Genomic DNA, 13,053 nt, shown 5'->3' on the forward strand with positions numbered 1-13,053 from the left:
GCCCACCCCTCGAAAGGGACGCTCAGTGCTGACCCCGCACCGCCCCGGCCACCGCACCGCGGCCGCGCTCGCCGTCACCGTCGCCGTGCTCCTGTCGGCCTGTGCCAGCGGCGGTGGCTCCACCGCGGCCACGACCCGGGCGACGTCCGCTCCGGCCAGCAGCGCCCCGTCCAGCCCGAGCGCCACGGCCGCGGCAACCGGCTCCGGCGAGGCGGAGGCCGCCTCGGTCTACGCGCACACCGGCCCCGGCGACCTCACCGGCGCGGCGACCTCCGCCAAGCCGCTGGTCTACGTGCCCAACACCGTCTCCGACACGGTGCAGGTGATCGACCCGAGCACCTACAAGGTGATCGGGCGCTTCCACACCGGTCGCGAGCCACAGCACGTCGTGCCGAGCTGGGACCTGAAGACCCTCTGGGTCAACGACGACCAGGGCAACGACCTCATCCCGATCGACCCGCGCACCGGCAAGGCCGGGCGCAAGGTCGCCGTGGACGACCCCTACAACCTGTACTTCACCCCGGACGGCAAGTACGCCCTCGTCATGGCCGAGCGCCTGCACCGCATCGACGTGCGCGACCCGCACACGATGAAGCTCATCCGGTCGCTGCCGGTGCCCTGCTATGGCGTCAACCACGCCGACTACTCGGCCGACCAGTCCTTCTTCGTCGCCAGCTGCGAGTTCAGCGGCAAGCTGCTGGTCATCGACAAGCACGCGACGCGGATCCGCAAGGTCATCGACCTCAACGCCATGAAGACGCCCGGGGCGACCTCCCCGGCCATGGCGCACAGCATGGGCGGGGCCAAGAGCAACCTGCGCCCCGGCGCGTCGGCCATGCCGCAGGACGTGCGCCTGACCCCCGACGGCACGCGCTTCCTCGCCGCCGACATGCTGCGCAACGGCGTGTGGGTGATCGACGCCAGGACCCTGAAGATCCAGCGGTTCCTGCACCTGGCCACGGGCACCCACGGCATCTACCCCTCGCGGGACGCCACGAAGCTCTACGTCAGCAACCGCGACGCCGGCTCGATCTCGGTCCTGGACGCCAGGACCTTGAAGGTGCTGCACACGTGGACGATCCCGGGCGGCGGCTCGCCCGACATGGGGGGCGTCAGCCTCGACGGCACGAAGCTGTGGCTGTCCGGGCGCTACCACGGCGTCGTCTACGTCTTCGACACCGCGACCGGCAAGGTGCTGCGCCGGATCCCCGTCGACGCCGGCCCGCACGGCCTTGCCGTCTGGCCGCAGCCCGGCCGCTTCTCCCTGGGGCACACCGGCAACATGCGCTGACCGCGCCCGCAGTGCCGCCCCCGCAGCACTGCGGACGGTGAGGGACCCCGGTATGCCGTCCACACGGCATACCGGGGTCCCTCACCATCTAGCGGGTCAGCGCAGCGCGGCGAGCCCTCCCCTCAGGGCGAGGCGCAGCGAGCCGCTGCCCGAGGACGTCCCCGACGCCGCGGTCGGCACCGGCGGCGGCAACGGCGCGCACGTCGCGTCGGCCCGCGAGCCCGACTTGCGGTCCGGCAGGGCGCCGGTGGACAGGTAGGCCGCGATCTTCGTGTCCAGGCAGGTGTTGCCGGACAGGGAGAAGGCGTGGTTGGTGCCGCCAGGCAGGGCGATCAGCGAGGCCTTGGGGAAGCGGCGGCGCACCTCGAGGCTGCCCGGGTACGGCGTGGCGGCGTCGAGGGTCTCGTCGATGAGCAGGATCGGCGGCACGGCGCTGCCGTCCACGTGCACCGGTTGCTGCGCGGGTGCCGGCCAGACGCGGCAGGGCGCGTTGAACCAGGCGTTGGCCCAGGTCAGGAACGGCGCGTCCTTGGCCACGCGGGTGTTGTCCCGCATCCAGACGTCCCAGCTGTGCGGCCAGGGGGCGTCGGTGCACTGCACGGCGAGGTACATCGCGTAGCCGTTGTCGTCACCCACGCCGGCCGCGCTGTTGTAGGCGTCGACGAGGGCCTTCGAGTTGGGCGTGTGCACCCAGCCGGTGAACAGCGCCGCCAGGTCGGGCCAGAGGAACTGCACGTAGCCGGCGCCGGTGAAGATGTCGGTCCACTCGGCCGCGCCGACGACGCCTCCTGCCGGGTTGTGCTGGAGCTTGTCCTTGACCTCGTACCACCGCTCCTCGACGGCCCGCTCGGTGGTGCCGAGGTGGTAGGTGGAGTCGTACTTCGCGATCCACGCGAAGAACTTGGTCAGCACGACCTCGAAGGCGACGTCCTGGCCGAGGTTGTCCTGGTACCAGACGCCGCGCGGGTCGACGTTGGAGTCGAGCACGAACCGGCGCACCTTGCCGGGGTAGAGCGTGGCGTAGACCTGGCCGAGGTAGGTGCCGTAGGAGAAGCCGTAGAAGTTGAGCTTGCTCGCCCCGAGGGACCTGCGGATGCTGTCCATGTCCTTGACGGCGTCGACGGTGGTCAGGTGCCCGAGCAGGGCGCCCCCGGACCGCCGGCAGTCCTGGGCGTAGCCGGCGACCTTGGCCAGCCACTTGTTCACGGTGCCCTTGGACACCGGGTCGTAGGGCGGCCGCGGCCCGGCCGCGTAGCTCGGGTCGCAGGACAGCGCCGGCTTGCTGTTGCCGACGCCGCGCGGGTCGAAGCCGATCCAGTCGTAGGCGTTGCCGGCCCCACCGGGCACGAAGCTGCCCAGGATGGAGTAGATCTGCCCGGACCCGCCCGGCCCGCCGGGGTTGACGAGCATGACGCCCTGGTACTGGCTGGCGGGGACCGTGTGCTTCACGCGCGACACGGCGAGCTGGATCTTCGCCCCGGAGGGGTGCGCGTAGTCCAGCGGCACGGTGAGCATCCCGCACTGGGCGTGGGCCTGCACCAGCGTCGGGTCGGAGCAGGAGCCCCAGGTGATCGGTGCCGGCGACCACGCGGCCGTGGTGGCGGCCCGTGGTGCGGCTGCGGCCTGCCCGCCCGGCGCCACAGCGAGGGTGCCCGCTGCCGCCACCAGCGCGGTGACCGCGACTGTCAGCTTCTTCATGACCGTCTCCCTCCGGGCGGTCCCGGTTGCCCGCCCCGGGGACAGGTCTAGACCCAGCCGGCGGGAGCGGCGTCCGCAGAAGGGACGACGGCGGCTACGGCGCGTGCCGCACCACCACCCACGGCAACGGTCCCCGGTATGCCGTGGGCACGGCATACCGGGGACCGTTGGGGGAGAGAGGTGTTCAGTCCGCGACGGCCAGGGCGGGCGTGGGTCGCGCGGTGAGGCGGACCCGGTCGCCGGGGGTGAAGCGGGCGACGGCGTCGTTGTCGACCTGCGCCATGATGTCCAGGCCGTCGTCGGTGCGGACGTTCACCCGGCCCCAGGAGCCGAGGAAGCTGGCCGTGACCACACTGGCCGTGCCCTGCGGGTCGGGGGTGACGGCCACGGCCTCCGGCCGGATGAGGACCACGGCGGGTCCCGAGGCGGCCGAGCCGGGCAGCAGCGGCACCCGGCCCCCGAACACGACGGCGTGCTCGCCCTCGACGGTGGCCGGGACCCGGTTGGTGACCCCGACGAAGTCGGCCACGAACGCCGTGGCGGGCCGGGAGTAGAGCTCCTCGGGGGCGGCGAGCTGCTCCAGGTTGCCGGCCCGCATGACCCCGACCCGGTCGGCGATGGCGAGCGCCTCCTCCTGGTCGTGGGTGACGAACAGGGTGGTCGTGCCGACCTCGAGCTGGATCCGCCGGATCTCGTCGCGCAGCTGGACGCGGACCTTGGCGTCGAGGGCGGACAGCGGCTCGTCGAGCAGGAGGACCTGCGGCTCGATCGCCAGCGCCCGCGCGAGGGCGACGCGCTGCTGCTGCCCGCCGGACATCTGGTGGGCGTAGCGGTCGGCCTGGGTGGACAGGCCGACCAGGTCGAGCATCTGGGTCACCCGCTCGCGCCGCTGGGCTGCCGCCCGGCCGCGCATCTGCAGGCCGAACTCGACGTTCTGCCGCGCCGTCATGTGCGGGAAGAGGCTGTAGGCCTGGAAGACCATGCCCATGTCGCGCTTGTTGGTCGGGACCCGGGTCAGGTCCCGGCCGCCGACCTCGACCCGGCCCGCGTCGGCGTCCTCCAGGCCGGCCAGCACCCGCAGGGCCGTGGTCTTGCCGCAGCCCGACGGCCCGAGCAGTGCCACGAGCTCGCCGGGCTCGATCTCCAGGGTGAAGCCGTCCAGGGCGTTGATGCTGCCGTAGGTGCGGCGCAGGTCGGTGAGCCGGACCCCGACGCCCTTGGTGGTGGCGCCGGTGGGGGTGGTCGTGGTGGAGGTGGACATCAGCTCTCCTTGGCGCGGCGGCGGCCGCGGCGGGTGAAGGGGGAACGCGACTCCCGGCGGGTGACGCCCACGAACGACAGGGCGAACAGCACGGCGAACGCGAACGCGAGCGCGGCGAGGGCGACGGCCACCGAGACCTGGGCGTCGCTCTTGCCGAGGCGGAAGATCGCCACCTGCAGGTTCACCCTGCTGTAGAGGTTGGCGATGGTGAACTCCCCGAGGACGAGGGCCACGGCGAGGAACGACGCGGACAGCACCGCCGTGCGCAGGTTCGGCAGGATCACGCGGGTCATGATCGTGAACCACGACGCGCCCAGGGAGCGCCCGGCCTCCGAGAGGGTCTTGACGTCGATCGCCCCGAGCCCGGCGTCCAGGGCCCGGTAGGCGTAGGGCAGCACCAGCACGACGTAGGCGAAGCAGAGCCAGATCGTGTCCTCGCTGAGCAGGTAGGTCACCCAGGCGTAGACCGGGGTCAGGCCGACGACGAGCACGATCGCCGGGATGGTCAGCGGGAGCAGGCAGATGAACTCCACCGTCCGCCGCAGCCCGGGCAGGCGCAGCCGCACCCATGTCATCGTCGGCAGGAGCAGCAGCAGCATGATCAGCACGGTCAGCACGGCCAGGCCGGCGGACGCGACCAGGCCGTCCTTGAGGTCGGGGTAGTTGGCGTTGATCGCGCCGAAGTCGGCCAGCTTGGCCCAGGTGTCGAGGCTGCGGCCCTTGCCGGCGGGCCCGCGGGTGGTGAACTCGAGCATGCCCACCAGGGGCAGGGCGAAGAACAGCAGCACGAGGCCGACGACGACCCAGCGGAAGGTGGCCTGCTTGCGGCGTCGCGCCGCCTGCAGGCTCATCGGCCCAGCCACTTCGACGTGCGCCGCTCGAGCAGCGCGTAGCCGGTCATCACGACAGCGACGACGGCGACCATGGCCAGGGCCATGGCCTTGCCGACGTTCTCCTGCCCGAGGATGACCTCGGAGCTGAAGGTGCCGGCGATGTTCAGGGGCAGGATCGGCGAGCCCTGGGAGACCAGGGCCGCGGCCGTGGCGTAGGCGCTGAAGGCGTTGGTGAACAGCAGCAGGGTGGCCCCGATGAACGAGGGGGCCAGGATCGGGCCGCCCACCTTGCGCCAGTAGTCCCAGGAGCTGCCGCCCAGGGTCTCGGCCGCCTCCCGCCACTGCGGGCGCAGGCCCTCCACGGCGGGCAGGAACACGATGAGCATCAGGGGGATCTGGAAGTAGGTGTAGACGAGCATCAGGCCCTTGTCCCACTCGAACAGCCAGGTGCTGTTGCCCAGGTCGATCCCGATGGATTGCAGGCGCAGGGTCAGGAAGCCCTGGAGGCCCACCGTGGCGATGAACGCGAAGGCGAGGGTGACCCCGCCGAACTGCGCGAGCACGCCGCACAGGCTGGTGACCAGGCGGCGCAGGGTGCCGCCCTCGCGGGCGGTGGACACGGCATACGCCAGGAGCGCGCCGACGACGGCACCGATCACCGACGTCACCGCCGAGAGGATGACCGAGTGCTCCAGGGAGGACAGGATCGCCGGCTGGGACAGGGCCGAGATGTTGCTGGTGGTGAAGGTGTTGTCCTTGCCCAGGAAGGCCCCGATGGCGACAACCAGCGTGGGGATGAGCAGGAAGATCGTGGTGTAGGCGAAGAAGGGGAGGACGCCCATGAGGGCGCCCACCGGCATACCGCCGGTGAGCGCCCCCGTGCGTCGTCGGTCAGCCAACGGCGTTGGCCCAGTTGGCGGACAGGTAGGTCTTGGCCTTGTCCTCCTGCTCCTTGGTCAGGAACACCGGGGTGCCCTGCGTCGGGGGCAGCGCGGCGTGGGCGGCCGCGTCGATGGTGCCGGCCTTGGTCATGGCGTCCTCACGGGCCGGGCGGGCGCCACCCTTGAGCCAGAGGTTCTGGCCCTCGTCGGAGTAGAGGAACTCCTCCCACAGGCGCGCGGCGGCCGGGTGCGGGGCGTCCTTGCTGACGGCCTGGACGTAGTAGCCACCGACGACCGCGTTGGCCGGGACCACGGTCTTCCAGTCCATCTTCCCCTTGAGCTTGGTGCCCTGGGCGACGTTGAGGTAGTCCCAGTCGATGACCACCGGGGTCTGGCCGGACTCGATGGTCGCCGGCGTGGGGTCGACCGGCAGGAAGTTGCCCTTGGCCTTGAGCTGCTTGAAGAAGTCGACGCCCTTGCTGATGTCGTCGGCGCTCCCGCCGTTGCCGAGGGCGGCCATGACGACACCGCTGAACGCCGCGCCCGCCTTGGTCGGGTCGCCGTTGAGGGCGACCTTGCCCTTGTAGGCGGGCTTGAGCAGGTCCGTCACCGACGTGGGCGCGGGCACCTTGCCGGCGTCGTAGCCGATGCTCATGTAGCCGCCGTAGTCGTTGACCCAGGTGCCGTTGGCGTCCTTCAGCTTGTCCGGCACGTCGGCGAACGTGGCGACCTTGTACGGCGCGAACATGTCCGTGCTGGTGCCGGCCACCGCCGCGCTCAGGTCGAACACGTCCGGCGCCTTGGTCTGGCCCTTGAGGTTCTTGGCCGCGGTGATCTCGTCGGCGCTGGAGGCGTCCGGCTGGGCGCTGTCGACCTTGATGCCGTACTTCGCGGTGAACGCCTTGATGATCTCGCCGTAGTTGGCCCAGTCCGGGGGCAGGGCGATGACGTTGAGGGTGCCCTCCTTCTTCGCCGCGGCCACGAGGGCGTCCATGCCGCCCAGGTCCTTGGCGGACGTCGCCGAGGCCGCCTTGTTGCCGCTGGAGGAGCTGGTCTTGGCCGGCGGCGAGCACGCGGCGATGCCGAGCGCGGTGAGCGCGACCAGCGCGGCGACTCCGGTGCGGCGGGTGGCAAGGGTCTTCACGTCAACCTCCTGGGGTGACTGCAGTCTGTGGCGCGGGGACGGGGTCCCTGCGCCGCGAGGGGGACTAGACCGGACACTGACCAATGCGGGTAAACGGATCATGACGTGTCGGCGTCGATCTGGCCACAGTCCGGGACCAACCTGCCGGATGGTTGGATAGCGGGCGTGACTGATCGGAAGACCTCTGTTGTCGTGCTCGGCGGTGGCCCCGGTGGCTACGAGGCCGCCCTGGTGGCCGCCCACCTCGGGGCGTCGGTGACCGTGGTGGACCGCGACGGACTCGGCGGCGCGGCCGTCCTGACCGACTGCGTCCCGTCCAAGACGCTGATCTCGGTCGGTGACTTCATGCAGCGCTTCGAGGCGGCCACCGACCTCGGGGTCGGCTTCGAGGCCGCCCGGGCCGGTCACGAGGCGTCCGCCGACGCCACGCGGGTCAACCAGCGCATCCTCGCGCTCGCGGCCGCCCAGTCCCACGACATCGAGTCGCGCCTCCTCTCCGAGGGGGTGCGGGTATGCCGTGGTGTCGGTCGCGTGCTCGCGCCCGGCCGGGTGCGCATCGAGGCCGAGGGCGGGGGCACCGAGGACGTCGACACCGACGTCATCCTCGTCGCCACCGGGGCGACCCCGCGGGTCATGGACACCGCCCGCCCGGACGGCGAGCGCATCCTCACCTGGCAGCAGATCTACGCCCTGAAGGAGCTGCCCGAGCGCCTCGTGGTCGTCGGTTCCGGCGTCACCGGCGCGGAGCTGGCCCACGCCTACCTCGGCCTGGGCAGCGACGTCACGCTGGTCTCCTCCCGTGACCGGGTGCTCCCCGGGGAGGACGCGGACGCCGCCGAGGTCATCGAGGACGTGTTCCGCCGCCGCGGCATGACGGTGCTCAACCGCTCCCGCATGGCCTCCGCCGAGCGGGTCGGCGACGGCGTCGTCGTGACGCTGGAGGACGGCCGCACCGTGGAGGGCACCCACTGCCTGCTGGCCGTCGGCTCGGTCGCGCAGACCCGGGGCCTGGGCCTGGAGGAGGCCGGCGTCGAGCTGACGCCGTCGGGCCACGTCCAGGTCGACCGCGTCTCGCGCACGTCGGTCCCGGGCATCTACGCCGCCGGCGACTGCACGGGGGTGCTGCCGCTGGCCTCGGTGGCCGCCATGCAGGGTCGGATCGCCATGGCCCACGCGCTCGGCGACGCGGTGGCCCCGCTGAACCTGCGCGGCGTCAGCGCCAACATCTTCACCGACCCCGAGATCGCGACCGTCGGCTACAGCCAGAAGGACATCGACGAGGGCAAGGTCGACGCGCAGACGGTCATGCTGCCGCTCTCGACCAACCCGCGGGCCAAGATGCAGAACGTGCACGACGGCTTCGTCAAGCTCTTCGCCCGCAAGGGCATCGGCACGGTGGTCGGCGGCGTCGTCGTGGCCCCGCGCGCCTCGGAGCTGATCTTCCCGGTGACCCTGGCGGTCCAGCACCGGCTGACCGTCGACCAGCTGGCGGCCACGTTCACGGTCTACCCGTCGATGTCCGGCTCGATCGCCGAGGCTGCCCGTCGCCTGCACTCCACCGACTGACGAACCCGCAGCACGAGCCAGGCGGGGATTGGGTCAGGCGTCGGGGCCCGGCTCCTCGTGGCGGGTCTGGCGCTCCTCCTCGGCCCACCGGGCCCGGCGCTTCTGCGAGGTCCGGCGCCGCAGCTGCCCGACCAGGGGCACCACCACGAGGATCACGACCGCGATGATGAGCAGGTTCACCACACGGAACCCGGTCGCCGAGGCGGCAGGGGCGGACGCGGCGAGGGCGATGAGCATGGGCGGCAGTCTAGGCAGTGGGCCCGCGGTCGCCGAGGGTTGCGCCGTCACTGTGGCCGGGTAGTGTCCGAACCGTTGCCGGCCGGGCACCCCGGCCCCGGGGAGGCGAGCACATGACCCAGCCACACGACATACCGCCGCGGCGACCCGCAGGGTCCGAGCCCCCGGTCGAGCCGCCTCCGGTGCCGCCGCCGACACCCGAGCCCCCGGCCCCGCAGCCGGAGCCGCTGCCCGGCCAGGAGCCCCCGCAGCAGCCCACGCCGGCGGACCCCGACGCCGACCCCCACCGTCCCGGGTGGGGCGTGCCGACCCCCGAGTGAGACGACGACGGCCCCGACCAGGTGGTCGGGGCCGTCGTGACGGGTGGTGCCCGGGGTCAGTCCTTGATCTCGGCGATGACCGCACCGTTGGTCACCGTGTCGCCGACGGACGCGACGATGCCGGTGACGGTGCCCGACTTGTGGGCGTTGATCGGCTGCTCCATCTTCATCGCCTCGAGCACGACGACCAGGTCGCCCGCGGCGACGGTCGCGCCCTCCTCGACCGCGATCTTGACGATGGTGCCCTGCATGGGAGCGGTGAGGGCGTCACCGGACACCGCGCCGCCGCCCTTGCTGCCGCCGGAGCGCTTGGGCGCCTTCTTCTTGGCGGCGCCGCCGCCACCGAGAGCCAGGCCACCGGGCAGGACGACCTCGAGCCGCTTGCCGCCGACCTCGACGACGATCTGCTGGCGCTCGCCGTCCTCCTCGGGAGCCTCGGCCGTGGGGCCGGCATACGGGGGGATCTGGTTGTCGAACTCGGTCTCGATCCACCGGGTGTGCACCGCGAAGGGCTGCTGCGGGTCCGCCGGCGCGAATGCCTCGTCCTCGACCACGACGCGGTGGAAGGGCAGGACGGTGGGCATGCCGTCGACGACGAACTCGGCCAGGGCGCGGCGCGAGCGCTGCAGCGCCTCCTGCCGGCTGCTGCCGGTGACGATGAGCTTGGCCAGCATCGAGTCGAACGCACCGCCGATGACGTCACCGGCCTCGACACCGGAGTCCAGACGCACGCCCGGGCCCGAGGGGGCGCGGAACTCCGCCACGACGCCCGGCGCGGGCAGGAACCCGCGGCCGGCGTCCTCGCCGTTGATGCGGAACTCGAAGGAGTGCCCGACCGGCTCGGGGTCGGTGAAGTCGAGCGCCTCGCCGTTGGCGATCCGGAACATCTGGCGGACCAGGTCGATGCCGGTGACCTCCTCGGTCACCGGGTGCTCGACCTGGAGGCGGGTGTTGACCTCGAGGAAGGAGATCGTGCCGTCCTGGCCGACGAGGAACTCGCAGGTGCCGGCGCCGTGGTAGCCCGCCTCGCGCAGGATCGCCTTGGAGGCGCGGACCAGCTCGGCGTTCTGCTCATGCGAGAGGAACGGCGCGGGCGCCTCCTCGACCAGCTTCTGGTGCCGCCGCTGGAGCGAGCAGTCGCGGGTGGAGACGACCACGACGTTGCCGTGCATGTCGGCCAGACACTGGGTCTCGACGTGGCGCGGCTTGTCGAGGTAGCGCTCGACGAAGCACTCGCCGCGGCCGAAGGCGGCCACGGCCTCGCGGGTGGCCGACTCGAACAGGTCGGGGATCTCCTCCAGGGTGCGGGCGACCTTCAGGCCGCGGCCGCCGCCGCCGTAGGCCGCCTTGATCGCGACCGGCAGCCCGTGCTCCTTGGCGAAGGCGACGACCTCGTCGGCGCCCTCCACCGGGTCGGGGGTGCCCGGCACCAGCGGGGCGTTGGCGCGGGAGGCGATGTGGCGGGCCTTGACCTTGTCGCCGAGGGAGTCGATGGCCTCGGGGGAGGGGCCGATCCACGTCAGCCCGGCGTCGATGACGGCCTGGGCGAACGAGGCGTTCTCGGCGAGGAAGCCGTAGCCGGGGTGGACCGCGTCCGCGCCGGCCTTGCGGGCGGCGTCGAGGAGCTTCTCCTGCACGAGGTAGGAGTCGCCTGGCGTGGTCCCGCCGAGGGCGAAGGCCTCGTCGGCCACCTTGACGTGCAGTGCGTCGCGGTCGGGATCGGCATAGACCGCAACGGATCCGATGCCGCTGTCCTTGCACGCGCGCGCGATGCGGACGGCGATCTCGCCGCGGTTTGCGATCAAGACTTTGCTGATGGGCGCCATGCGCCGGAGCCTAGCGCCTCCCGTGGGGGGCGTCGGGAGGGGAGTTAGGGTCGACACATGACTTCTGTTCCGAACGTGACCCTGACCGCCGGTAACAGCACCATCCACATCCCCCAGCTCGGCTTCGGCGTGTGGCAGGTCTCCGACGAGGAGGCGACCGCCGCCGTCACGACCGCCCTCGAGGTCGGCTACCGCAGCATCGACACCGCCCGCATCTACGAGAACGAGGACGGCGTGGGCCGGGCGCTGGCCACCACCGACGTCTCCCGTGACGAGATCTTCCTGACCACGAAGGTGTGGAACGACGACCAGGGCTACGACTCGACCCTGCGCGCGTTCGAGGCGTCGGCCAAGCGGCTCGGGCAGGACTACGTCGACCTCTACCTCATCCACTGGCCCACCCCGGCCAAGGACGCTTACGTCGACACCTGGAAGGCGCTGCTGCAGCTGCGCGCCGACGGCCGCATCCGCGCCGCCGGTGTCTGCAACTTCCAGTCGGCGCACCTGCAGCGGCTCATCGACGAGACGGGCGAGGCACCGGCCATCAACCAGGTCGAGCTGCACCCGCGCCTCCAGCAGCAGGAGCTGCGCCGCTTCCACGCCCAGCACGGCATCGTCACCGAGGCCTGGAGCCCCCTTGCCCAGGGCGGTGACCTCCTCCAGGACGAGTCCATCGCCGGTATCGCGCGCAAGCACTCCCGCACGCCCGCCCAGGTGATCCTGCGCTGGCACCTGCAGCTGGGCAACGTCGTGATCCCCAAGTCGGTGACGCCCTCGCGCATCGCGGAGAACTTCGACGTGTTCGGCTTCGAGCTCGACGAGGCCGACATGGCGGCGATCGCGGGCCTGGACGACGGCGGCCGGATCGGCCCCGACCCGGACACCATGAACCCCGGGGCCTGAGCACCTGACGCCGCGGCGCGGCCCCTGAACCCGCTGGTCAGGGGCCGCGTCGCAGCCGGGCGTTCCAAGGCTGGTGGGCTATGGTGCGGCGGCAAGTGACCGGCAGCTTTCCGCTGCGTGTGACCCAGGGGCCCCGAGCATGAACACCAGAACAACGATTGCGGCGATCGTGCCTTGCTACAACGAGGAAGCCGCCGTGGCCAAGGTGGTCAACGACCTGCGGGCGGCCGTCCCCGGCGCCGTGGTCTACGTCTACGACAACGCCAGCAGCGACCGGACGGCCGAGGTGGCCGCCGCCGCCGGCGCGGTGGTGCGCCAGGAGACGCTCAAGGGCAAGGGCAACGTGATCCGCCGGGCCCTGGCCGACGTCGACGCCGACATCTACCTGATGATCGACGGCGACGACACCTACGACGCCGACGCGGCGCCGCGGATGATCAAGACGATGCTCGAGGGTCCCTACGACCACGTGACCGGCGTGCGCACCCCCGAGGGGGACGGTGCCTACCGCTCGGGCCACGAGATGGGCAACCGCTTCTTCAACCGGGTCGTCTCGGTGATCTTCGGCCACCCGGTCAACGACATGCTCAGCGGCTACCGCGTCTTCTCCCGGCGCTTCGTGAAGTCCTTCCCCGCGGTCTCCCGGGCCTTCGAGATCGAGACCGAGCTGACCGTGCACGCGATCAACAACCGGGTGCCCCAGGCCGAGGTGCCGGTGGGCTTCCGGGACCGGCCCGAAGGCTCGGAGAGCAAGCTGCGGACCTACCACGACGGCTTCCGCATCCTGCGGATGATCGCCCGGCTGCTGCACCACGAGCGCCCCCTGGCCCTCTACGGCGTGCTGTCCGCGGCCCTGGTGCTGGTCGGCCTCGGCCTGGGCGCCCCGGTCATCGTCGAGTTCGCCCGGACCGGGCTGGTGCCGCGCTTCCCGACCGCGTTCCTGGCCGCCTCGGTGATGCTGCTCTCGGTGATCACACTGCTGATCGGCATCCTCCTCGACGGCCTGCGCAAGGTCCGTCAGGAGAACACCCGGATCGCCTACATGAGCCTGCCGGCTCCGCCCAGCGAGGCCTGAGGGCGCGCGATCGCCACG

The 13,053-nt window shown here is 71.7% G+C and carries 11 protein-coding genes; 4 read left to right on the top strand and 7 right to left on the bottom strand.

What is annotated here, in order from left to right; genetic code table 11:
- Positions 1-25 precede the first annotated feature (25 nt).
- The gene (locus AC3ANM_RS15995; RefSeq protein ID WP_488285407.1) at positions 26-1,291 is read left to right on the top strand and encodes a YncE family protein; all 1,266 of its coding nucleotides are present in this window, start codon (positions 26-28) and stop codon (positions 1,289-1,291) included.
- 96 nt (positions 1,292-1,387) lie between these two features.
- Here the strand turns inward: AC3ANM_RS15995 and AC3ANM_RS16000 are convergent, their stop codons facing one another.
- From AC3ANM_RS16000 to AC3ANM_RS16020, 5 genes are all read right to left on the bottom strand, one after another.
- Positions 1,388-2,989: an alpha/beta hydrolase gene (locus AC3ANM_RS16000; protein WP_488285408.1), complete on the bottom strand. Its 1,602-nt coding sequence runs from the start codon at positions 2,987-2,989 to the stop codon at positions 1,388-1,390.
- A 184-nt stretch (positions 2,990-3,173) separates the two neighbouring features.
- On the bottom strand, positions 3,174-4,250 hold the full coding sequence (locus tag AC3ANM_RS16005) for an ABC transporter ATP-binding protein (protein ID WP_488285409.1): 1,077 nt from the start codon (positions 4,248-4,250) through the stop codon (positions 3,174-3,176).
- A complete protein-coding gene (locus AC3ANM_RS16010) occupies positions 4,250-5,101 on the bottom strand; it encodes an ABC transporter permease (protein WP_488285410.1) in 852 nt (283 codons plus the stop codon). The genes AC3ANM_RS16005 and AC3ANM_RS16010 overlap by 1 nt, the downstream gene beginning before the upstream one ends.
- Positions 5,098-5,982 (bottom strand): ABC transporter permease, encoded by an 885-nt coding sequence (locus tag AC3ANM_RS16015; RefSeq protein ID WP_488285411.1) that lies wholly within the window; start codon positions 5,980-5,982, stop codon positions 5,098-5,100. Before AC3ANM_RS16015 ends, AC3ANM_RS16010 begins: the two co-directional genes overlap by 4 nt.
- Entirely contained in the window at positions 5,975-7,108 is a 1,134-nt protein-coding gene (locus AC3ANM_RS16020) for an ABC transporter substrate-binding protein (protein WP_488285412.1), read from the bottom strand. Before AC3ANM_RS16020 ends, AC3ANM_RS16015 begins: the two co-directional genes overlap by 8 nt.
- 165 nt (positions 7,109-7,273) lie before the next feature.
- Here AC3ANM_RS16020 and AC3ANM_RS16025 point away from each other — a divergent pair, with 165 nt between their 5' ends.
- A complete protein-coding gene (locus AC3ANM_RS16025) occupies positions 7,274-8,674 on the top strand; it encodes an NAD(P)H-quinone dehydrogenase (protein ID WP_488285413.1) in 1,401 nt (466 codons plus the stop codon).
- A 33-nt stretch (positions 8,675-8,707) separates the two neighbouring features.
- Here the strand turns inward: AC3ANM_RS16025 and AC3ANM_RS16030 are convergent, their stop codons facing one another.
- On the bottom strand, positions 8,708-8,911 hold the full coding sequence (locus AC3ANM_RS16030) for a hypothetical protein (protein WP_488285414.1): 204 nt from the start codon (positions 8,909-8,911) through the stop codon (positions 8,708-8,710).
- Between the two features lie 376 nt (positions 8,912-9,287).
- Entirely contained in the window at positions 9,288-11,057 is a 1,770-nt protein-coding gene (locus AC3ANM_RS16035; RefSeq protein WP_488285415.1) for an acetyl/propionyl/methylcrotonyl-CoA carboxylase subunit alpha, read from the bottom strand.
- Positions 11,058-11,114: 57 nt separating this feature from the next.
- Here AC3ANM_RS16035 and AC3ANM_RS16040 point away from each other — a divergent pair, with 57 nt between their 5' ends.
- Both AC3ANM_RS16040 and AC3ANM_RS16045 read left to right on the top strand, forming a co-directional pair.
- Positions 11,115-11,960: an aldo/keto reductase gene (locus AC3ANM_RS16040; protein WP_488285416.1), complete on the top strand. Its 846-nt coding sequence runs from the start codon at positions 11,115-11,117 to the stop codon at positions 11,958-11,960.
- A gap of 139 nt (positions 11,961-12,099) precedes the next feature.
- Positions 12,100-13,035 (top strand): glycosyltransferase, encoded by a 936-nt coding sequence (locus AC3ANM_RS16045; RefSeq protein WP_488285417.1) that lies wholly within the window; start codon positions 12,100-12,102, stop codon positions 13,033-13,035.
- The last annotated feature ends 18 nt before the right edge of the window (positions 13,036-13,053 follow it).

The sequence above is a fragment of the Oryzihumus sp. JJN4-3R genome (assembly GCF_057747915.1).

Excerpts from the sequence above, each read along its gene's own strand:
- AC3ANM_RS16030 (WP_488285414.1), bottom strand. The coding sequence starts at position 8,911 with ATGCTCATCGCCCTCGCCGCGTCCGCCCCTGCCGCCTCGGCGACCGGG.
- AC3ANM_RS16000 (WP_488285408.1), bottom strand. The coding sequence starts at position 2,989 with ATGAAGAAGCTGACAGTCGCGGTCACCGCGCTGGTGGCGGCAGCGGGC.
- AC3ANM_RS16045 (WP_488285417.1), top strand. The coding sequence starts at position 12,100 with ATGAACACCAGAACAACGATTGCGGCGATCGTGCCTTGCTACAACGAG.
- AC3ANM_RS16010 (WP_488285410.1), bottom strand. The coding sequence starts at position 5,101 with ATGAGCCTGCAGGCGGCGCGACGCCGCAAGCAGGCCACCTTCCGCTGG.
- AC3ANM_RS16035 (WP_488285415.1), bottom strand. The coding sequence starts at position 11,057 with ATGGCGCCCATCAGCAAAGTCTTGATCGCAAACCGCGGCGAGATCGCC.
- AC3ANM_RS16005 (WP_488285409.1), bottom strand. The coding sequence starts at position 4,250 with ATGTCCACCTCCACCACGACCACCCCCACCGGCGCCACCACCAAGGGC.
- AC3ANM_RS16040 (WP_488285416.1), top strand. The coding sequence starts at position 11,115 with ATGACTTCTGTTCCGAACGTGACCCTGACCGCCGGTAACAGCACCATC.